The organism is Bradyrhizobium stylosanthis (assembly GCF_001641335.1).
Taxonomy (GTDB): domain Bacteria; phylum Pseudomonadota; class Alphaproteobacteria; order Rhizobiales; family Xanthobacteraceae; genus Bradyrhizobium; species Bradyrhizobium stylosanthis.
Genome location: NZ_LVEM01000002.1, coordinates 1,218,008 through 1,237,246, shown reverse-complemented (window position 1 = coordinate 1,237,246; position 19,239 = coordinate 1,218,008). Strand labels below are relative to the sequence as shown.

At 65.1% G+C, this 19,239-nt stretch carries 19 protein-coding genes; 6 read left to right on the top strand and 13 right to left on the bottom strand.

Features of this window, described 5'->3' with window-relative positions:
• Positions 1-21 precede the first annotated feature (21 nt).
• On the bottom strand, positions 22-618 hold the full coding sequence (locus A7X65_RS17720; protein ID WP_014491764.1) for a superoxide dismutase: 597 nt from the start codon (positions 616-618) through the stop codon (positions 22-24).
• A 244-nt stretch (positions 619-862) separates the two neighbouring features.
• On the opposite strand from A7X65_RS17720, the gene A7X65_RS17715 reads away from it, so the two are divergent.
• The 3 genes from A7X65_RS17715 (at position 863) to A7X65_RS17705 (ending at position 3,389) form a co-directional block, all read left to right on the top strand.
• Entirely contained in the window at positions 863-1,390 is a 528-nt protein-coding gene (locus tag A7X65_RS17715) for a GNAT family N-acetyltransferase (RefSeq protein WP_063686925.1), read from the top strand.
• Positions 1,391-1,473: 83 nt separating this feature from the next.
• Complete coding sequence (locus tag A7X65_RS17710) at positions 1,474-2,859, top strand: MATE family efflux transporter (RefSeq protein ID WP_063686923.1); 1,386 nt, start codon at positions 1,474-1,476, stop codon at positions 2,857-2,859.
• A gap of 95 nt (positions 2,860-2,954) precedes the next feature.
• Entirely contained in the window at positions 2,955-3,389 is a 435-nt protein-coding gene (locus tag A7X65_RS17705) for a DUF2147 domain-containing protein (protein ID WP_063686921.1), read from the top strand.
• Positions 3,390-3,462: 73 nt separating this feature from the next.
• Here A7X65_RS17705 and A7X65_RS17700 read toward each other — a convergent pair whose 3' ends face one another.
• Positions 3,463-4,608, bottom strand: coding sequence for a DUF3095 domain-containing protein (locus tag A7X65_RS17700; RefSeq protein ID WP_063686919.1), 1,146 nt, complete (start codon positions 4,606-4,608; stop codon positions 3,463-3,465).
• 207 nt (positions 4,609-4,815) lie between these two features.
• Here A7X65_RS17700 and A7X65_RS17695 point away from each other — a divergent pair, with 207 nt between their 5' ends.
• Complete coding sequence (locus tag A7X65_RS17695) at positions 4,816-5,202, top strand: hypothetical protein (protein WP_063686917.1); 387 nt, start codon at positions 4,816-4,818, stop codon at positions 5,200-5,202.
• Here the strand turns inward: A7X65_RS17695 and A7X65_RS17690 are convergent.
• The 5 genes from A7X65_RS17690 to A7X65_RS17670 all read right to left on the bottom strand — a co-directional run bounded on the left by A7X65_RS17690 (position 5,199) and on the right by A7X65_RS17670 (position 9,828).
• Entirely contained in the window at positions 5,199-5,408 is a 210-nt protein-coding gene (locus A7X65_RS17690) for a hypothetical protein (protein ID WP_145656486.1), read from the bottom strand. The two genes, A7X65_RS17695 and A7X65_RS17690, sit on opposite strands and share 4 nt — an antisense overlap.
• Positions 5,409-5,533: 125 nt before the next feature.
• Positions 5,534-6,256 (bottom strand): SDR family NAD(P)-dependent oxidoreductase, encoded by a 723-nt coding sequence (locus A7X65_RS17685; RefSeq protein ID WP_063686915.1) that lies wholly within the window; start codon positions 6,254-6,256, stop codon positions 5,534-5,536.
• Positions 6,249-7,631: a class I adenylate-forming enzyme family protein gene (locus tag A7X65_RS17680; protein WP_063686913.1), complete on the bottom strand. Its 1,383-nt coding sequence runs from the start codon at positions 7,629-7,631 to the stop codon at positions 6,249-6,251. The genes A7X65_RS17685 and A7X65_RS17680 overlap by 8 nt, the downstream gene beginning before the upstream one ends.
• Positions 7,618-7,863, bottom strand: coding sequence for an acyl carrier protein (locus A7X65_RS17675; RefSeq protein ID WP_015688794.1), 246 nt, complete (start codon positions 7,861-7,863; stop codon positions 7,618-7,620). Before A7X65_RS17675 ends, A7X65_RS17680 begins: the two co-directional genes overlap by 14 nt.
• A 150-nt stretch (positions 7,864-8,013) precedes the next feature.
• Complete coding sequence (locus tag A7X65_RS17670; protein ID WP_063686911.1) at positions 8,014-9,828, bottom strand: long-chain-acyl-CoA synthetase; 1,815 nt, start codon at positions 9,826-9,828, stop codon at positions 8,014-8,016.
• A gap of 251 nt (positions 9,829-10,079) precedes the next feature.
• On the opposite strand from A7X65_RS17670, the gene A7X65_RS17665 reads away from it, so the two are divergent.
• Positions 10,080-11,060, top strand: coding sequence for a Bug family tripartite tricarboxylate transporter substrate binding protein (locus A7X65_RS17665; protein WP_063686909.1), 981 nt, complete (start codon positions 10,080-10,082; stop codon positions 11,058-11,060).
• Between the two features lie 18 nt (positions 11,061-11,078).
• Here the strand turns inward: A7X65_RS17665 and A7X65_RS17660 are convergent, their stop codons facing one another.
• The 3 genes from A7X65_RS17660 to A7X65_RS17650 all read right to left on the bottom strand — a co-directional run bounded on the left by A7X65_RS17660 (position 11,079) and on the right by A7X65_RS17650 (position 12,311).
• Positions 11,079-11,570 carry a hypothetical protein gene (locus tag A7X65_RS17660; RefSeq protein WP_063686907.1) on the bottom strand — a complete coding sequence of 164 codons (492 nt, stop codon included), beginning with the start codon at positions 11,568-11,570 and terminating at the stop codon, positions 11,079-11,081.
• A gap of 156 nt (positions 11,571-11,726) precedes the next feature.
• On the bottom strand, positions 11,727-11,999 hold the full coding sequence (locus A7X65_RS17655) for a DUF3551 domain-containing protein (RefSeq protein ID WP_063686905.1): 273 nt from the start codon (positions 11,997-11,999) through the stop codon (positions 11,727-11,729).
• A gap of 30 nt (positions 12,000-12,029) precedes the next feature.
• On the bottom strand, positions 12,030-12,311 hold the full coding sequence (locus A7X65_RS17650; RefSeq protein ID WP_063686903.1) for a DUF3551 domain-containing protein: 282 nt from the start codon (positions 12,309-12,311) through the stop codon (positions 12,030-12,032).
• Positions 12,312-12,737: 426 nt separating this feature from the next.
• Between A7X65_RS17650 and A7X65_RS17645 the strand changes: the two genes are divergently transcribed.
• Entirely contained in the window at positions 12,738-15,872 is a 3,135-nt protein-coding gene (locus tag A7X65_RS17645) for a multidrug efflux RND transporter permease subunit (protein WP_063686901.1), read from the top strand.
• A 43-nt stretch (positions 15,873-15,915) separates the two neighbouring features.
• Here the strand turns inward: A7X65_RS17645 and htpG are convergent, their stop codons facing one another.
• The 3 genes from htpG to A7X65_RS17630 all read right to left on the bottom strand — a co-directional run bounded on the left by htpG (position 15,916) and on the right by A7X65_RS17630 (position 19,176).
• Positions 15,916-17,790, bottom strand: a complete 1,875-nt coding sequence (gene htpG, locus A7X65_RS17640; RefSeq protein ID WP_063686899.1) for a molecular chaperone HtpG — start codon at positions 17,788-17,790, stop codon at positions 15,916-15,918.
• Positions 17,791-17,914: 124 nt separating this feature from the next.
• On the bottom strand, positions 17,915-18,334 hold the full coding sequence (locus tag A7X65_RS17635; RefSeq protein ID WP_063686897.1) for a hypothetical protein: 420 nt from the start codon (positions 18,332-18,334) through the stop codon (positions 17,915-17,917).
• A gap of 251 nt (positions 18,335-18,585) precedes the next feature.
• A complete protein-coding gene (locus tag A7X65_RS17630) occupies positions 18,586-19,176 on the bottom strand; it encodes a nuclear transport factor 2 family protein (RefSeq protein ID WP_063686895.1) in 591 nt (196 codons plus the stop codon).
• Positions 19,177-19,239 lie beyond the last annotated feature (63 nt).

Sequence of the window (19,239 nt, the reverse complement as noted above, 5' to 3'; positions counted from 1 at the left end):
CCGGAATGAAGGGGTAAAGCCTCAGGCCTTGTCGAACAGGGACTCCACGTATTCCCAGTTCACGAGGTTCTCGACGAACGCCTTGAGATAGTCGGGGCGGCGGTTGCGGTAGTCGATGTAGTAGGAGTGCTCCCAGACGTCGCAGCCGAGGATCGGGGTGGCGCCGTGCACCAGCGGATTCTCGCCGTTCGGGGTCTTGGAGATCTCGAGCTTGCCGTTCTTGACCTGGAGCCAGCACCAGCCGGAGCCGAACTGGCCGACGCCGGCCGCCTGGAAGTCGGTCTTGAACTTCTCGAAGCCGCCGAGGTCCTCGTTGATCTTCTTCTCGAGCTTGCCCGGCAGCTTGGTGCCGCCGCCATTGGGCTTCATCCAGCTCCAGAAGTGGATGTGGTTGTAGTGCTGGCCGGCGTTGTTGAACACCGCGGGGTTCTTGCCGAACGAGCCCTTGACGATCTCTTCAAGGGACTTGCCTTCCCATTCGGTCCCCTTGAGCGCGTTGTTGCCGTTGGTGACGTAGGCCTGATGATGCTTGTCGTGGTGGAATTCCAGCGTCTCCTTCGACATGAACTGGCCGAGGGCGTCATAGGCGTAAGGGAGTGGGGGCAGCGTAAAGGTCATGGGATGTTGTCCGCGACTGATGGGGAACGAGTTCTAACGGTCACCCCTTATAGAAGGTTCCTCCGGCATTAAATACCTCAGAATTTGCGAAAAGGCGTGATGGGGGTTGCGTTGTCCGAATGCACAAATCCGTCGCACCGGGCCGCGGTCGATCAAACCCAGGGTTCGCCATAAAATATCATTGCCTTTGAAGCGCTTATGGCAGAACGAACGCGCTCCGGCGCGGCGATAAGAAGAGAGCACGATGAGCATCGAGATCGATATTTTGAACGGCGATGCCTCGTGGCGGATCGCGGAGCCGCTGCATCAGGCGGTCTGGGGCCCGCAATTGGTCGCGGACAAGCCCTGGGCTCACGTCAAATGGGCCAATGCCGATCTGCGCGTGCTGATCGAGACGCCCGAGGACGGCCTCGTCTGCCATGTCGGCATCTACTTCCGCACCGTCACCTGGAACGGACAGAAGGTGCATATCGGCGGCATCGGCGGCGTCTGCACGCGGGCGGACCAGCGCGGCCGCGGCTATGCAACCATGGCGATCGACGCGGCGGTGCACACCATCCGCGCCAACGAGGCGACCCGCTTCGCGCTGCTGTTCTGCGAGCCTCACAATTTCACATTCTATGAGACCCGCAGTTGGCTGCCCTTCAAGGGCGAGGTCTATTGCGAGCAGCCGGAGGGGCGCATCCGCTTCACCCACATGGCGCCCTACGTCTTCAACATCGTCCGCGCGCCGACGCTGGGCACCATCGACCTATGCGGTCTGCCGTGGTGAGCCCTGCATGAGACTGGGGCTGGCGCGGGCGGCGCCGGCCCTATAAAATGTCGATCATCATTCAATATTCCGCACCGTGGCACATGACGATCGACGCCCCGCTAGACGCCGTGCCGCCCCGCGCTCCGGTCGCCTCCCCCATCGCCAGCCTGCTGACCGCGCCGATCCTGCCGACGCTGCTGCGGCTCGCGATCCCCAACATGATCGCGATGGTCGGCAGCACGCTGGTTGCGATCGCCGAGACCTCCTATATCGGCCGGCTCGGCACCATTCCGCTCGCCGCGATCGCGCTGGTGTTTCCGTTCGCTATGCTGACGCAAATGATGAGCGCGGGTGCGATGGGCGGCGGTGTCTCGTCGGCGATCAGCCGCGCACTCGGCGGGGGCGATCGCGACCGCGCCGCGACGCTGGCATTGCATGCCGCCATCATCGGCCTCTGCGGCGGACTGTTCTTCACTGTAACGATGCTGGCGTTCGGCCGCTCGTTCTTCACGCTGCTCGGCGGCCGCGAGCGCGTGCTGGAAGAAGCCTGCGGCTATTCGCAGGTGCTGTTCTCCGGCGCGGTCGCGATCTGGCTCGTCAACACACTGGCGTCCGTGATCCGCGGCACCGGCGACATGCGCCTGCCGTCGATGACGTTGATCGGGGCGAGCGTGCTCCAGATCGCGCTCGGCGGCACGCTGGGGCTCGGCCTGTTCGGCGTACCGCAATTCGGCATGCCCGGCGTCGCGAGCGGCCAGTTGATCGCATTCAGCTGCGCCGCGATCTTCTTCCTCTGGTATCTGCTCTCCGGCCGCAGCCGGCTGCAACTCGACTTCCGCGCCTTCCATTTCGAGCGCGCGATGTTCCTGGATATCCTGAAAGTCGGCGCGGTCGCCTGCCTGTCGCCGCTCCAGACCGTGCTCACCATCCTGATCTTCACGAAGATCCTGGCGACCTTCGGCACCGAGATGCTGGCCGGCTACGGCATCGGCTCGCGGCTGGAATTCCTGCTGATCCCGATCACCTTCGCCTTCGGCATCGCCTCGGTGCCGATGGTCGGCATGGCAATGGGCGCCGGCCATGTCGCGCGCGCACGGCGCGTGGCGTGGACGGCCGCGGCGGCCTCCGGCCTCACCGTCGGCACGATCGGCCTCGTCGTCGCGCTCGATCCCGCGCTGTGGGTGTCGCTGTTCACGCGCGATCCCGGCGTCACGGCGGCGGCACACAGCTATTTCCACTGGGCAGGTCCGGCCTTCGTGTTCTTCGGCATGGGCGTATCGCTGTATTTCTCCTCGCAAGGCGCTGCGCGCGTCGGCGGTCCCGTGCTGGCCTCCACCGCGCGGCTGCTGATCGTCGCGATCGGCGGAGTTGCCCTCATGACGGCGCAGGCGCCGGCCTGGACGTTGTTCGCGCTGGTCGGCGGCGCCATGGTCGTGTTCGGGCTCCTGACCGCGGCTTCGGTCGCGTTCGTGCGCTGGGGCAAATGAGCGCAGGCAAATCACGCGCAGGAATGTGATTCAATCCGGCGTTGCACTATCCTGCCGGGCTGCTATGGAGGCGCCTGCATTTTCGGGGCCTCTCCATGTTCAGCAGATTCGCCATCCTCTCCGTCATCCTGACTGCGCTGCTTGGCGCGAGCGCCGCGCATGCGCAGAGCGCCGACGGGACCTGGCTCACCCAGGCCGGCGATGCGCGCGTGAAGATCAGCAAGTGCGGCGGCGGCATCTGCGGCCACATCGTCTGGCTGCGCGAGCCCATGGACACGGCGACCGGCCAGCCCGCCTCCGACAGCAAGAATCCCAATCCCGCGCTCGCAAAGCGCCCGATGATCGGCCTGCCGCTGTTCAGCGGCATGCAGCCCACAGGTCCGAACAAATGGTCGGGCCAGATCTACAATGCCGATGACGGCAGCACCTATGCCAGCAGCGTCACGGTCACCGGTGCGGATTCGCTGCGGGTCGAAGGCTGCGTCGGCGCGCTCTGCGGCGGCGAGAGCTGGACGCGCACGGGGCGCTGAAGTTCTGATCTCTCGTGTCCCGGACGCGATGCAGCGCAAAGCGCTGCTGCGCAGAGCCGGGACACGGGATCCGCTACGCCATCATCGCCTTCAGCGCCGTCGCCGCCGAGGCATAGCCGCCCCGGGCGCCGTCGATGAAATGCACGTGGTCGCTGCGCAGCGCCGACGGCGTGAAGCAGGTCATCATCGCGGCGTCCTGGCGGTGGAGGCCATAGCGCACGACGCCGTCGCGCGCCGCGGCGGCGAGACGATCGCTCAGCGCACGCTCGAGCTGCGGGGTGCAGTCGAGGATCATGCGCAGGCCGTCGTCATATTTCCTGAAATCGGAGTTCTCGACCACCTGACGCTTGTAGACGTTCGGCACGAAGCCGCCGACATTGAGGTCAAAGCGCATGATCAGGTAGACGAACAAGGTGTAGGCCAGCACGCTGGCCCTGCGCGCGAGCAGCGGACCGCCGCGCCTGGTGCGGGCCTCGAACTCCAGTCCCTGCGGCGGCCATTTCAAGGGTGGCCCTTGCGGCGGCACCGGCCGGCCACCATCCGGGCTGCGCTCGACGAGATGGATGATGTCCTCGATCACCTGGCGGAAGGCATGCGGATCGGCGCCGCGCGCCGGCATCACCAGCACCGACAGGATCAGGCCGCGTGCCGACGGCATCACCTCGAAGCGGCAGGACAGGCCTGACAGATCAGGCTGGGTGCCGGCGGGCGCTTCCGCGACCGCGAACTCGCCCCGCTTCATGGCAGCGTCGGCCCAGGCGAGGCCGCCGCCGGAGAACATCGCATAGGACAGGTTCGCCGACGGACCGAAACGCGCGACGCGGACGTCGAGGCCGTGCGCGCGGATGGCGCTGACCGGCACCAGCGCGATGCGCATCTTCAGCTCGAGATCCTCCCGCACCCAGGTGGCGGTCGCGGCGAGCGCTTCGCGCGCGGCACCGAGATCCGAAGGCGCGACCGCAAAACTCGCGCCGTCGCCGCCGAACACGAAGGGAAACTCGCGTCCCTCCAGGGCGTTCGTCACCGCCGCGATCACGGCCGCACCGGCCATGTTGACCGCCTTGTAGCGCTGCGCCGCGATGGCCTTGGTGGAATCGACGATATCAGCGACACCGATGCTCCAGTCGTCCGGCAGCGGCGCATAGAGCGCGGGGTCCATCAGGCTGGTGAAGCCGCGGAAGACCGGAATGCCGCCGTAGAAGGATTCGCCTGATGTCATCGGGTGATGCCGGGTGGTTGGGACGCGTATCCGAACGAGATACGTGGCAGGATCGATCCGGGTTCGATTCCCGATCATTGGCCGAAATGAAGCCGAACAACAAGATCGCTCCGCGCCGCAATGCCGCACTTCGTCATTGATCGGCATCAAGCCGCCGGCCGCGAATGAGGTCTACGCTCGATCCATCTGAAACGGTGGCACGGGACGATCGGGGTGTCTGATCTCGGCAGCAAGGGCTCCAGCTCACGGGCACGCCGGCGCGCGGGGCCCGACGCGATCAGTGCGGTGAAGATGCCGGAAATGCTCACCGCCACTGTCGATGCCTGGGCCGAGGCTCATCACCTGTCGCGCTCGGAGGCCATCTGCAAGCTGGTTGAGCTCGGCCTGAAGATCGCGCCCGCCGCTTCGGCGCCGGCGCAAACGATCGCATCGGACGCCACCCGGATCGAGGAGATCGCGGTGCACGAGATCGAGGGGCTGCTCGATCCGGCCTTGCCGGAGGACGAGCGCGAGCGCCGCATCCGCCGCCTCACCGAAGGGCCGCCGGAATTCTCACACGAGCGGATTGACCTGCCGAAGCAGCATCGGAGCTAGTGCAGCTTCTCGTCCTGGCGCTTGCGCAGCGTGGAGACGGGGACGTCGTGGCACCCAACCAGACGCACGAACTGCTGCGGATACATCTCGTGACCGTGAGCACCGGAATTCTGATGCGACATCGGCGGACAGCGGACGTCGTCCGGCTTGCCGCGCGACGGCTCGGTGCGGCCCTGACTTGAAGCGGTCATGTTTGAAGCGGCCATCGACTGCTCCCCTTCGATTAGGGCAGATCGATTGACGTAACCCAATCGATTGCGGGGCATCTTACGAACAAATCCGGCTGGCTGTCATTGCGCCGGATCAACGCAATTGTGGCAGGGCGGTTCCGCTACGCCGTATTGCCGGCATCGATCGTGAACACGGTGCCGGTGACGTTGCGGCCGCCCTCGCCCAGAAGGTATTCGACCATGCGTGCGACGTCATCCGTCTCCGGCAGGCGGCGCAGAGCGCTGCGGCTCGCGATGCGCTTGCGTCCTTCGTCGGAGAGATTGTGCGTGAGCTCGGTGTCGATGAAGCCGGGCGCGATCGCGTTCACGGTGATACCGAGCTTGCCGACCTCGCGCGCGAGCGAGCGGGTGAAACCGGTCGCGGCGGCCTTGGTCGCGCCGTAGACGGACAGGCCGTTATAGCCCGTCGTCGCGATGATCGAGGAGATGTTGATGATGCGCCCGGCGCCGTCAGCCATCATCTGCCGCGCGACATATTTGGTGAGGATGATCGGCGACAGCACGTTGAGCTGCACCAGCGCCTCGATCTCGGAATTGTGCATGGTGGCGAGCAGGCCCTCGGTGCCGAGGCCGGCATTGTTGACGAGGCCGTAGATCGGACCGAACTCGTCCCGCACCAGCTTTGCGAACGCGGGGATCGCGTCGATCACGGCGAGATCGCAGGCGCGGAAATGCAGGCGCCCCTCGGACGCCGCAATGGCGGCCTTGAGCTCGTCGCTCTCGCGCCGCGCCGCCGCGATCACATTGTAGCCGGCTCCGACGAGACGCTGGCCGATGGCAAGGCCGATACCGCGGCTGCCGCCTGTGACGAGGACATTATGCATCGGTGCGCGCCAGTTTGCCGGCCGGGGTGACGTCGAGCGCCTCGACGAAGCGGATCACCGCCGGCACCTTGTGGGAAGCGAGCTGGGCGCGGCACTGCTCCAGGATCCGATCGCGGATCTCCTTCGCGCGCGCCTGGTCGGTGCCGTCGGCAAGAATCACGTCGGCGACGACGATGCCGCCGGTGATCGGGCTCTTGCGCGATTTCGCCCGCGACATCCGCACGTCGGGATGACGGTTGATCACGGCCTCGATCTCCTCGGGATGAACCTTCAGCCCGCCGATATTGATGATACCGCCACGGCGGCCGACGAAATAATAGCGGTCGCCGCGCAACTCGACAATGTCGCCGCTGTCGACGAACCCGTCGTTATCGGTGAGCGCGGCGGCGTTGCGGCCGATATAGGCATGGGCCGTGCGCGTCGAACGGATCCGCAGCGACCCGTCCACGACCTTCATCTCGACGCCGTTGCGGTTGCCGAGATAGTTCGCCGGAAAGCCTTCCAGCCCGTCATTGACGGCGAAGCCGACGCCGGCCTCGGTGGAGGCATAGGCATGGCCGACGGAGGAATTGGGGAATGCGGCTTTGAGGCCGTCGAGTACCGCCTGGTCCGCAATCTCGCCGGAGAGACGGACATAGCCCGGAGCGAATTGCGCGGCCGAACCGCTCATCAAGAGCTTGCGCCAGTGCGAGGGCGTGCCGGAAATGTGCGTGACGCCGCGCGCATTCAGCCGCGCGACATGATCGGCGAGCGCCTCATGCGGATCAGACAGCACCATCGAGCCGCCGGAGAGGACGGCGCGGAGGAAGATCTGCAGGCCGCCATAGCGGCGGATATCGTAGAACGTCGCCCAGACCGGCGCGGGCCCCTTCGCGGGACCTTCGGCGACGATCGCGCCGGTCAGCGCTTCCAGCGTGTGGCCGGCGATTTTCGGTACGCCCGATGTGCCCGAGGTGAGCATCAGCCATTCGGTGGCGCGCTCGGTCCGGGCAGGTGCGGTGGCTTGAAGCGGCAATTGCGCGGTCACGACCAGCGGGACGCCGGTCGCGGACCAGCGGTCGGGCTCGTCGGTGACGACGGCATCAATCCCGGCATCCGCAATCAGCGCCTCGAGATGCGCCGGGTTGAGATCGGGCGGACAGAGCAGCATGCGACGGGCGATGCCGTCGAGCTCGATCATGGCAAGGCCCGACCGGAGCTGATCGGACAGCTTCAGCAGCACGGCGCGGCCGGACAATTCGTGCAGGCGTCCGCCAAGGACCGTGTGCGACAGGATATCGGTCAGCGACACGACGTCGTGCGCATCCGAGATCGTGCGGCCCTTCAGCTCCGCGCCGAGATGGTCGCGGAGCGCAAAGATCTCACGCGGGGACATTTTCGTAGGCCCGCACGAAATCGCCCACGGTGGCGGGGAACGCGGCGTCCTCGGAAATGGTGAAGGGGTCGACGCCGGTCTCGTCCTCGAGGCGCGCGACCAGGATCGCGAAGGCGAGCGAGTCAAAACCCGTCTCGTGCAGGGACAGATCGTCCGAGAGCGCCGGAAGCGTAACGTGCTGTTCCTTGGCGATCTGCTGGATCGCTTCAATGACCTTGGACCGTACCGACATGGCTGGCTCGCCTCGTTCTTGGTTAATCGATCGTGTTTCTTGCGGCGGCTCGTGATGACCGCTCCCCTGCCCGTGTGTTTACCGGACAGAAGTAAATGGCCTCTTGGACAATTCAGATAAAATTGGAGCTATCTCTGCATTTTCGCGCGGCTAGAGCCGGATCGAGCCGTCGAGGATGTTTGCATATGCCTTGGCATCGAGGGCGACGTAGGCACCCGACTTCGGATCGAGCATGAACAGCGGATCGGAGATCGCGCAGGGATCGAAGCCCTCGCGCGCCAGCTCACCCTTCTTTTGCTTGAAGGTCTCGGTGGCATCGAGCTCGCTGGAGATGCGGATGAAGACGGGACGGGCATAGGCCGGCAAGCGTTGCGCCAGATGCGACGGCAGCGCTTCGATGTCGAAACCTTCATTGACCACGATCGCGCTCATGCCGGCGCGGCCATCGGCGCCGGGGATGCTGACGCCATAGGTGGTGGCGTCGATGACGCCGGTGAAATCGCGCACGGCGTCGTTGACTTCGGACGTCGCCACGTTCTCGCCCTTCCAGCGGAAGGTGTCGCCGATGCGATCGACGAAATGAAAGAAGCCCTTGTCGTCAAGCCGCATCAGGTCGCCGGTGCGGAACCAGGCATCGCCCTTGGCGAAGACATCGCGCAGGACCTTCTTCTCGGTCTCGCCGGCATCGGTATAGCCCTCGAAGCGGCCGCCGCCCTGGTCTGCGGTGCCGATACGGCCGATGGCTTCACCGGCCTCGCCGCGGGCAGCGGCGATGCAGAAGCCTTGTTCGTCGCGCAGCGGAACGCCACTGTCGGGGTCGAGCTTGACGAGGCTCGCCGGAAAGCGATGCGCGAGCAGCGGCGGGATGCGGCCGATCGCGCCCGGCTGGCCCTCGACATTGAACAGCGAGAAATTGCCTTCGGTCGCGGCGTAGAATTCGAGGATGCGGGGAATGGCGAAGCGTCCCTGGAAATCCTCCCAGATGTCGCCGCGCAGGCCGTTGCCGCAGACGAGGCGCAGGCGATGCCGGTTCTCGTATTCCGACGGCGGTGCCTTGAGCAGATAGCGGCAGAGCTCGCCGATATACTGGAACAGCGTGCAGTCGTGCCGCACGATATCGGGCCAGAAATTCGAGGCCGAGAATTTTTCCGCGATCACCAGCGAGCCGCCGGCGGCGAGCATGCTGCAGGGTGCAACGATCCCGCCGACCGAGTGGAACAGCGGCAGGCAATCGTAGAGCCGGTCCTGCGGTCCGGCCCCGGTGAGACCAGCGAACCAGAAGCCCCAGTTGAGGATGCGGCGGTGACTGATGCTGGCCGCCTTCGGCAGGCCTGTGGTGCCGGAGGTGTAGATCAGCAGCGCACGGTCGTCGATGGTGACGTCGCCGTGCTCGTCGGCTGCGAGCGGCGTATCGTCGAGCGCGGCCAGCGCGACATCGATGGCGCGCTCGCTGCGGGCATCGCCGTGGGTCCAGATCTTGATCTCGGTCTTCAGATGCGGTTTCGCGCTCTCCAGCGTCTCGACCATATCATGCGCGACGATGACGTGCAGGGGCCTTGCGACATCGAGGCAATGTGCGAGCGACTGCCCGACCAGCTTCGTGTTGATCAGCGCGACCACGCCGCCGACACGGCTGATGCCGAGCCAGGCGGCGAGATAGTCGACGCCGTTCGGCATGATCAGCGCAACGGTATCGCCCTTGGCGACACCAAGCGAGCGCGCCCAGCGTGCATAGCGGTTGATCCGCTTCGACAGGCTCTCGTAATCCAGGCTTGCGTCTTCGGTGACCAGCGCGATGCGGTCGGGCTGGCGCCGCGCCCAATCGTCGACGACATCAGCGAACAGCCGGCCCGGCAGCGTCTCGATCCGCGCGGTGAGCTCGATGGCCTTCAGCCAGATCTTTGACGCCGAAAGCGCGCGCGCCGCTTTCGGTTGCTCGATGACGCCGATGGTCATGCCGCTCATTCTTTCGGAACGTGTCTGCTGCTCTCGGCAGCTTAGTCCACGGCGCCTGCCCAGGTGTTAAGAGACAAGGTAAAAGCCGGTTAGTGCACGATTAACTCTAGTCATCCTTTACCAAGCCAAAGGGATCGGCGTGCGCGGCGACGTAGTTCTTGCGATAGCAGAGCAGCGAAGCCAAGCGGGCTCCTACCCCTCTCCCACAAGGGGAGAAGGAAGGGGCGCGTGGGCTGCTTCAGTTTTGTCGAGGCGAGATCATGATCACCAGACGACATTTCCTTCAGACCGCCGCCTGTGCCGCGGCCGTGCTCGCCGCGCCGCGCGCATTTGCGATCGGCAATCCCTCCTATCCCTCGCGCAGCGTGAAATGGGTGGTGCCCTACGCTCCGGGTGGGGCGACCGACGTGCTGTCGCGGCTGCTGTGCCAGCGCCTGTCGGACCGGCTCGGCCAGACCTTCGTGGTCGAGAACAAGCCCGGCGCCGGCAGCAATATCGGGACGCAGGCGGTGATCACTTCGGCGCCCGACGGCTATACGCTGCTGCTGACCTCGACCGCGAACGCGATCAACGCCTCGTTCGATCCGGCGCTGCCGTATGATTTCGCCAAGACCATCGCGCCGGTCGCGGGTGTCGCGCGAATCCCGCTGGTTCTGGTCGTCAACAACGACCTGCCGGTCAGAAGCGTCGCCGACTTCATCGCCTACGCCAAGTCCAATCCCGGCAAGATGTCGATCGCCTCCTCCGGCATCGGCACCTCGCTGCATCTGTCCGGCGAACTGTTCAAGTCGCTGGCCGGCGTGCAGTTCACTCACGTGCCCTATCGCGGCTCGGCGCCGGGCCTGACCGACGTGATGAGCGGCCAGATCCAGGGCATGTTCGACAACGTCACCTCGTCCTTCGAGCTGGTGCGTGCGGGCAAGCTGCGCGCGCTCGGCGTCACCACGCGCGAGCGCTCGGAGATCCTGCCTGACGTGCCGCCGATCGCCGACACGCTTGCAGGCTACGAGACGTCATCCTTCTACGGCGTCGGCGCGCCCCACGACACGCCGCGCGAGATCGTCGACCTGCTCAATCGCGAGATCGACACCGCCCTCTCCGACGCCGAGATCAAGGCCCGCATCGCCGAGCTCGGCGCCATCCCGCTGCACGGCAACGCCGGCGCGTTCGGCGGCATGCTGACGGCGGAGACCGACCGCTGGCGCAAGGTGGTCGAGCTGTCGGGGATCAGGAAGGAGTAGCGAGCGGCCGACTGCCCGCTACTCGGTCGTGAACTCGAGGGTGAACCGGATCGGATTGATGGTCGTCGTCACGAACTTGACCGTCTTGCCGCTCAAGGCCGCGTACGGGCCTGACGCGAATTTGACGAGGCCCTTGCCCGATGATTCCACGCCGACAGGCTTTCCGTCTTTCATCACTGCCTGAGCGGAGCCCTCGATGAGCTGGGTCACGACGCGTCCCCCCGGAATCCGGTGCACGCCGCCGCCAAATACAATGGCCGCTTTGGGCCCGTCCCATTCCACCGCATTGGAGGCGGAGTAAACCGCGCCTTTGAGCAGGCCGTCGACACCGACGCAGACGTAGTCCTGAACCACGAGATTATGGTCGGGGCGGTCGCCGATCGGCTCCTGGCTGTAGAAGCCGGCAGTGCTGCATTCGTAACGCGCGATCACGTCCGCGCGAACCGGTTGGGACACGGCGATCACACCGAAGGCCGCGCCGACGAGCGCGACAACGCTACGCTTCTTCATGGATATCTCCTCGCCTCATGCGCCCGATCGAAGGGGCCGGCATGATGCCGGACTCCTGATGTCGGGCTTCAAGTGGAGAGTGTCAGAGATCGCAGCTGCGCTCTTTGATCTGGCACAACCACGAAGGCGCGAGATGACGGTGGAATTGGCGAGGCTTTAGCGGCTGTCCGGTTTGCGATAGCGACGCGGCTGCGGCACGTTCACCGGATAATACGGGTTGAGATCGCAGGTCGCGGCGCGGCCGGTCGCCGTGGCGCGGCATTGCGGCAGCGAGGTGAAGGAGCAGTCGTACCACTCTCCGCCGCCCCCGCTTGCACCGGAATAGACGTGCATGCAGACGGGATAGCGGGGATCGAAGGTCTGCGCATGCGACGGCGCGGCCATCAGCAGCGCGCCGGCAACCATCATCAGACCGAATGCGCTACGCATGACGCATGCTCCTGCCCGCCGTCGCGCGGATCAGTATTGCGGCTTCTTGTAACGCTTGCGCGGGGGCGGCGGCGGTTCGTCGAAGGCGTAATAGGGATTGAGGTCGCAACTCGCGGAGCGGCCCGACGCCGTGGCGCGGCACTGCGGCAGCGAGGTGAATGAGCAATCATAATAGTCGCCGCCACCGCCCCAGCCGCCGGGCGTGTAGACGTGCATGCACACCGGATAGCGCGGATCATAGGTCTGGGCGCGCGCATCTGCCGTAGCAAACAGCGTGACAATCGCGGCGAGGGTCAAAATCGGCAGGCGCATCGGACATATCCTCGAATCGGTGGCAACGGCACGCGTTATGCCATTTCGATATGACACAACAGCGCGAAAGAAGCGATTGTTCCTGTTCATACCTCTCCCGCTTGTGACGCGCGGCGAAAACGATGAGACACAGCGCCGCAACGATGCGAAGGTCCAGGAGCGCTTCGTTTCCGGCCTGCGCAAAATGCATAACTCGCAGCAGCGCACCTCCGACAAAGGTTGCAAGCACCCGGCGCAGGAATCCGTTCGCAGGCCGCAGCGAACGGACTAGTCTTTCGAGCACAACGCCGGCCCCGGACCGACGACGTTCCGGGGCAATCAACAAACAAATGGGCTGAAGGAAACGCACATTCGCGCCCGGGCTCTCCGGGCGCGGCTCCGCCTTGCGCGGAGGCAAGATGCGCTGGCCCTCCGTGGTCTCAGGGCATGCAAGAGAGCTTCTCGTCTCCGTTCATCCGCTATCCGATCGGCACCTCATTGCTGATGGCGGGCATTCTGTTCATAGGCCTCGTGGCCTACCCGCTGCTGCCGGTTGCTCCGCTGCCCCAGGTCGACTTTCCGACCATCCAGGTTTCCGCGTCGCTGCCGGGCGGCAGTCCCGAAACCATGGCCTCTTCCGTGGCGCAGCCGCTCGAGCGCCAGCTCGCGCAGATACCCGGCATCACGCAGATGACATCGACCAGCTCGCTCGGCTCGGCCTCGATCACCATCCAGTTCGATCTCAACCGCCTGATCGATGCCGCCGCCAATGATGTGCAGGCCGCCATCAATGCGGCGAGCGGGCAGCTGCCGAAGAACCTGCCCTCGCCGCCGACCTATCGCAAGGTGAACCCGGCGGACTCACCGATCATGATCCTGTCGGCGACCTCCGACACATTGCCGCTGACCACCGTCAGCGATCGCACTGACGCCCAGCTCGCCCAGCAGATCAGCCAGATTCCCGGCGTCGCGCAGGTGTTCGTCGGCGGACAGCAGAAACCCTCGGTCCGAATCCAGATCGATCCGGCCAAGCTCGTCGCCAAGGGACTGTCGCTGGAGGACGTGCGTGGCCAGATCGCGATCGCCACCGCGGACAGCCCGAAGGGCAATATCGACGGTCCGCGCCGCTCCTACACCATCTATGCCAACGACCAGCTGCTTGAAGCCAACAATTGGAATGACGTCATCGTCACCTATCGCAACGGCGCGCCCTTGCGGGTCCGCGACATCGGCGAGGCCGTGGCCGGGCCGGAAGACATGAAGACCGCGGCCTGGGCGGACGGGAAGCGCGGCGTATTCCTGGTCATCTTCAAGCAGCCCGGCGCCAACGTCATCGAGACGGTCGACCGCATCAAGGCAAAGCTGCCGCGGCTGATCGCGGCGATCCCGCCGGCGATCAAGATCAAGATCATCAGTGACCGCACCATCACCATCCGCGCCGCGGTCGACGACGTGCAGATCACGCTCATGATCACCATTGCGCTGGTGGTGATGGTGATCTTCATCTTCCTGCGCAGCTTCTGGGCGACCATCATCCCGAGCATCACCGTGCCCCTGGCCCTGTTGGGAGCCTGCTCGCTGATGTGGGTGTTCGGCTATTCGCTGGACAATCTGTCCCTGATGGCGCTGACGATCGCGGTCGGCTTCGTGGTCGACGACGCCATCGTGATGCTGGAGAACATCACGCGCTATGTCGAGCGGGGCGAGAGCCCCATCACCGCAGCGTACAAGGGCGCGGCCGAGATCGGCTTCACCATCGTTTCGATCAGCATTTCGCTGGTCGCGGTGCTGATCCCGTTGCTGCTGATGGGCGGCATCATCGGCCGGCTGTTCCGCGAGTTCGCCGTGACGCTGTCGATGGCGATCTTCGTCTCGCTCGTGGTGTCGCTGACGCTCACTCCGATGATGGCCTCACGCTTCCTGCGCGCCGATCACGAGGCGCGGCACGGCCGCTTCTATCAATGGAGCGAGCGGGTGTTCGAGCGTCTGCTCGGCGCCTACGAGCGCGGCCTCGACCTCGCGCTGAAGCACAGCTTCGTCACGCTTCTGGTCTTTTTCGGCACCGTCGCCCTCTCGGCAGTGCTGTTCATCCTGATTCCCAAGGGCTTCTTCCCGCAGCAGGACAACGGCTTCCTTACCGCAGTGTCCGAGATGCCCCAGGACATCTCCTTCACCGAGATGAAGCGCCGGCAGGAAGAGCTTAACGCCATCGTGCAGGCCGATCCCGCCGTCGATTCCATCGCCATGTTCATCGGCGGCGGCGGGACGGCACTGAATTCGGGACGCATGTATGTCACGCTGAAGCCGATCGGGGAGCGCGACGCCAGCGCGCAAGCCATCATCGCGCGGCTGCGGCCGAAGCTCGCCGAGGTCGAGGGCGCCCGGCTCTATATGCAGGCCTCGCAAGACGTGCGGCTCGGCGGGCGCGCCACCCGCACCCAGTTCGAGTTCACGTTGCAGGACGCCAATCTCGCCGAGCTGAACGAATGGGCGCCGAAGATCCTGGCCGGCATGAGGGAACTGCCGCAGCTACGCGACGTCGCCACGGACCAGCAGACCGAAGGCACGACGTTGCAACTCAGGATCAACCGCGATACCGCCGCGCGCTATGGCATCCAGCCGCAATTGATCGACGACACGCTCTACGACGCCTTCGGCCAGCGCCAGGTCGCGCAATATTTCACCCAGACCAACAGCTATCACGTGGTGCTCGAGATCACGCCGGCGCTGCAGGGCCGGCTCGAAACACTGGAGAAGCTCTACATCAAATCGCCGCTGACCGGAGACCAGGTGCCGCTGTCAGTGATCTGCAACTGGACCAATGAGCCGGTCCGACCGCTCGCAATCGCGCATCAGGGCCAATTTCCCGCGGTGACGATCAGCTTCAATCTCGCCGAGGGCGTGGCGCTGGGCCAAGCCACCGAGGCCGTATTGCGCGCCGTCGGCGCGATGGGCGCACCGCCGACACTGTCGACGAGCTTTCAGGGCACCGCGCAGGCATTCCAGCAATCACTCGGCACCGTGCCGATGCTGATCCTTGCCGCACTGGTCGTGGTTTATCTGGTGCTGGGCGTGCTCTACGAAAGCTACATCCACCCGCTGACCATCCTGTCCACGCTGCCATCGGCCGGCGTCGGCGCGATCGCGATCCTGATGATCTTCGGCTTCGATTTCAGCCTGATTGCGCTGATCGGCGTCATCCTGTTGATCGGCATCGTCAAGAAGAACGGCATCATGATGGTGGACTTCGCCATCGCTGCCGAGCGCGAGCAGCACCTGACGCCGGAGCAGTCGATCCGACAGGCCGCGCTGCTGCGCTTCCGCCCCATCATGATGACGACGATGGCGGCCTTGCTTGGCGGCGTTCCCCTGATGCTCGGCACTGGCACCGGCGCCGAAATCCGCCAGCCGCTCGGCTACGCCATGGTCGGCGGACTTCTGGTGAGCCAGGCGCTGACGCTGTTCACGACGCCCGTGGTCTATCTCTACCTGGATCGCTTCTCCAACCTGCTGTCACGCTGGATGGAGAAGAAGCCGGAGATGGAAGAAGCGGTCGACAAGCAGAAGGATGCTGCGGAGTAATCGTCGCGACCGGCCTCGCAATGACGCCAGGGCAAGACGTGGGTCAGCCGAGCCCCTGCAGCACCAGGCGGTTCAGCCTCGCCGCGAATGCCGCCGGATCTTCCGGCAGCTCGCCGTCGAGGATTTGCGCCTGCTCGAGCAGGAGCAGGCTGAGATCGTCGACGGCGTTGGAGCCGGCCTGGGCCCTGGTGATCGCCGCCACCATCGGATGGCGCAGATTGATCTCGAGCACCGGCTTGGTGCGCATGCCGCGGTTCTGCTGCGACAGGATGCGCTCGAGCTCGCGGCTCGGACCCTGGCTGTCGGCAACGAGACAGGAGGCCGAGCTGGTGAGGCGCGTCGAAGCCTTGACGTCGCTGACGCGCTCGCCGAGCGCCGCCTTGATCACGGCGATGGTGGCGGCCTCGTCGGCGACGGGCTCGTCCTTCTTCGCCTCGTCCTTGTCGTCGACGCGCGGGATCAGGTCGAGATTGAGATCGCCCTGGCTCAGCGACTTCAGCGGCTTGCCCTCGAAATCCGTCGGCATCGAGGTCCAGAAGGCGTCGACCGGATCGGACAGCAGCAGCACCTCGATGCCGCGCGCAGTCGCCGCTTCCAGCCGCGGGTTGGACTTCAGCCGCTCGATGCTGTCGCCGACGAGATAATAGATCTCGGTCTGGTTCGGCTTGAAATCGGCGACGACCTGCTTCAGCGAACGCTTCTCGCCCGTCGTGGTGGTGAAGCGCGACAGCGCCAGCAGCTTTTCGCGGCGCTCGAAATCCTCGTAGATGCCTTCCTTCAGCACCGCGCCGAAGGCGTCCCAGATCTTTGCAAAATTCTCGGCATCCTTGTCGGCGAGGCTTTCGAGCTCGGACACGACGCGGGTCGCCACGGCCTTGCGGATCTGGGCAAGCTGCGGATTGTTCTGCAGCATCTCGCGCGAGATGTTGAGCGGAAGATCCTCGCTGTCGACCACGCCGCGGATGAAGCGCAGATAGCCCGGCAGGAGGTCGGCGTCATCGGTGATGAAGACGCGGCGGACATAGAGCTTCACGCGGCCCTTGCGGTTCGGCTCGAACAGGTCGAACGGCTTGGCCGAGGGCGCGAACAGCAGCACGGCATAGGAATAGCGCCCCTCGGCGCGGTAGTGCAGCGTCATCGCGGGATCGTCGAAGGCCGACGCAATCTGCTGATAGGCCTTCTTGTAGTCCTCCGCCGTCAGCTCGGACTTCGAACGCTGCCACAGCGCGCTCGCCGAATTGATCTGGCGCGGCTCGCCCTCTTCCGGCACGAGCTCGATGGGAAACAGGATGTTGTCGGAGTAGGCGCCGACGATGCGCTCGATCTCGTAGGTCTCGAGATATTTCTTCGCGTCCTCCTTGAGGTGCAGGACGATCTCGGTGCCGCGTGCGATGCGCCCGGCTTCCTCGTCGCCGGCGCGGGCGATCTCGAAGCCGGAGCCGCCGGAGGACGTCCAGGTCCAGACGTCGCTCTCGCCGGCGCGGCGGCTGACGACGACGATCCTGTCGGCGACCATGAAGGCGGAATAGAAGCCGACGCCGAACTGGCCGATCAGACCGAGACCGTCCTTGGCCTCCTTCAGCTTCGACACGAAGGCCTTGGTGCCGGAGCGGGCGATGGTGCCGAGATGGTCGATCAGCTCCTGCCGCTCCATGCCGATGCCGTTGTCGGCGATGGTGAGCGTTCCGGCCGTCTTGTTCGGGATGATGCGGATCTTGAGGGCGTCGCCCTCGCCCAGCAGCGCCGGATTTGCGATCGCCTCGTAGCGCAGCTTGTCGCAGGCATCCGAGGCGTTGGAGACGAGCTCGCGCAGGAAGATGTCGGTCTCCGAATAGACGGAATGCACCATGAGGTGCAGAAGCTCGGAAACCTCGGCCTGGAAGGGCTGTGTATGCACAGCCGTATCTGACGTCGTCATGCGTTTACCCGGTCAATCAAAGAGGAAAGCCCGGATATAACGCGATGAGGGAGCGGATCAAGAGGACGTTACGGCTCGGCCCCTGCCGGGGGCAGAGGCGATCCCGTCGAAGAGCGATAGGCGGTCAGGTCACGCAGCGGCCCGGCTGGAGCAGCTTGGCGACCTCGGTCAGGGAGCTGACCATCGGCTCGCAGGCGATCGTCGGCTTGTTGCGGCCCTGCGGCTTCTTCTGGTTCTGCAGCACCAGCGGCGGCTTGGCGTTGCCGGTCTCAATCACGGCGGGGACGCGCAGCAGCACGGATGTGTTGGCAAGGTCGTTCAGCCGCATCGACACGGTGCGGGTGAGAACCACGCCCGGCTTGATGTCGGTGACCCGGTCGGCCTTGCCGGCCCGGTTGATATTGTGGACCGGCTTGTCGGCGACCGCCTGCCAGCGGTCGGCCAGATCATGGCCGGAGGCCAATTGCACGGCACCGACCTGGACGGCGCCAAGCGTCGCGGCAATCGCGGCGGCACACAAAAATACCTTTTGAATCTGTGACATGGCTGTCGACCCCTCGCCCCATGGCGATCGCGGGAACAACGCGGGCCTAGGACCGGGGGTTCTCGGCAGTCACGATCACTTAACCGTGTGCGAAAAGGCGGGGCGTCCATGCAAAAAAATTCGAAACCGCCTGGAACGACTCCCGCGCCTGGGAGTCGTCTCAACAGCCGGCTATTCCCCCCTGCCCCATAAGCCGGCGACGTAGGGCGCGACTGTGGTGATGCCAGTCGCGCCTTACTTTTGTCTGGGGTTCACTTCGCCAGCCACTCCCGCCCCTCGCCATAGAGCTTCTCGACCTCGGGCCCGGTCAGGCCGGGCATGTCGCGCTTGACCTTGTAGCCGATCAGCTCCTGCATGTAGGCGAGGTGGCGATAGCCTTCGGGCAGCGCGGCGAGCGCTTTCTGGTCGAGCTGCAGCGTTGCGGCAGGATCGACCGGGTCGATCCGGTCCTTCTCGTAGATCGGCTGGCGGCGGACGATGCCCCAGGTCCCCTGCCGCTTCTCCAGGAAGTCGTAGAAGCGCCCGGTGCAGACGACGTCGCAGAGCACGTCGTGCACCAGAGCACGCTGCGAGATCGTCATCTTGGTCTGGGCGATGGCGCGCTCGCCCGAAAGGTCGATGCTGGTGCCGCCGAGGAAATGCAGGATGCGCACGCCCTTGGCAAAACCCTCCTGGCTGACGCGCATGAAATCCCGCGCCGGCCCCTGAAACCAGGTGGCGGACATCCAGCCTTCTTCATGCCAGACCGTGGCAAAGCGCTCCCAGTCGCCGGCGTCGCGCCACACCGCCCAGTTCTCGACGAGATCGCGGATGGCGAGGCGGTCGAGCAGTTGCTGGTCCATGGTACGTCTCTCCCGGCGGCTTGAGGCTGCGATGGATGTCATCGGCCCGACGTATCAACGGGG

Excerpts from the sequence above, each read along its gene's own strand:
- A7X65_RS17700 (WP_063686919.1), bottom strand. The coding sequence starts at position 4,608 with ATGACATCAGGCGAATCCTTCTACGGCGGCATTCCGGTCTTCCGCGGC.
- A7X65_RS17635 (WP_063686897.1), bottom strand. The coding sequence starts at position 18,334 with ATGTCACAGATTCAAAAGGTATTTTTGTGTGCCGCCGCGATTGCCGCG.
- A7X65_RS17665 (WP_063686909.1), top strand. The coding sequence starts at position 10,080 with ATGATCACCAGACGACATTTCCTTCAGACCGCCGCCTGTGCCGCGGCC.
- A7X65_RS17680 (WP_063686913.1), bottom strand. The coding sequence starts at position 7,631 with ATGTCCCCGCGTGAGATCTTTGCGCTCCGCGACCATCTCGGCGCGGAG.
- A7X65_RS17645 (WP_063686901.1), top strand. The coding sequence starts at position 12,738 with ATGCAAGAGAGCTTCTCGTCTCCGTTCATCCGCTATCCGATCGGCACC.
- A7X65_RS17650 (WP_063686903.1), bottom strand. The coding sequence starts at position 12,311 with ATGCGCCTGCCGATTTTGACCCTCGCCGCGATTGTCACGCTGTTTGCT.
- A7X65_RS17710 (WP_063686923.1), top strand. The coding sequence starts at position 1,474 with ATGACGATCGACGCCCCGCTAGACGCCGTGCCGCCCCGCGCTCCGGTC.
- A7X65_RS17660 (WP_063686907.1), bottom strand. The coding sequence starts at position 11,570 with ATGAAGAAGCGTAGCGTTGTCGCGCTCGTCGGCGCGGCCTTCGGTGTG.
- htpG (WP_063686899.1), bottom strand. The coding sequence starts at position 17,790 with ATGACGACGTCAGATACGGCTGTGCATACACAGCCCTTCCAGGCCGAG.
- A7X65_RS17720 (WP_014491764.1), bottom strand. The coding sequence starts at position 618 with ATGACCTTTACGCTGCCCCCACTCCCTTACGCCTATGACGCCCTCGGC.
- A7X65_RS17670 (WP_063686911.1), bottom strand. The coding sequence starts at position 9,828 with ATGAGCGGCATGACCATCGGCGTCATCGAGCAACCGAAAGCGGCGCGC.
- A7X65_RS17655 (WP_063686905.1), bottom strand. The coding sequence starts at position 11,999 with ATGCGTAGCGCATTCGGTCTGATGATGGTTGCCGGCGCGCTGCTGATG.
- A7X65_RS17690 (WP_145656486.1), bottom strand. The coding sequence starts at position 5,408 with ATGGCCGCTTCAAACATGACCGCTTCAAGTCAGGGCCGCACCGAGCCG.
- A7X65_RS17675 (WP_015688794.1), bottom strand. The coding sequence starts at position 7,863 with ATGTCGGTACGGTCCAAGGTCATTGAAGCGATCCAGCAGATCGCCAAG.
- A7X65_RS17705 (WP_063686921.1), top strand. The coding sequence starts at position 2,955 with ATGTTCAGCAGATTCGCCATCCTCTCCGTCATCCTGACTGCGCTGCTT.
- A7X65_RS17630 (WP_063686895.1), bottom strand. The coding sequence starts at position 19,176 with ATGGACCAGCAACTGCTCGACCGCCTCGCCATCCGCGATCTCGTCGAG.
- A7X65_RS17715 (WP_063686925.1), top strand. The coding sequence starts at position 863 with ATGAGCATCGAGATCGATATTTTGAACGGCGATGCCTCGTGGCGGATC.
- A7X65_RS17685 (WP_063686915.1), bottom strand. The coding sequence starts at position 6,256 with ATGCATAATGTCCTCGTCACAGGCGGCAGCCGCGGTATCGGCCTTGCC.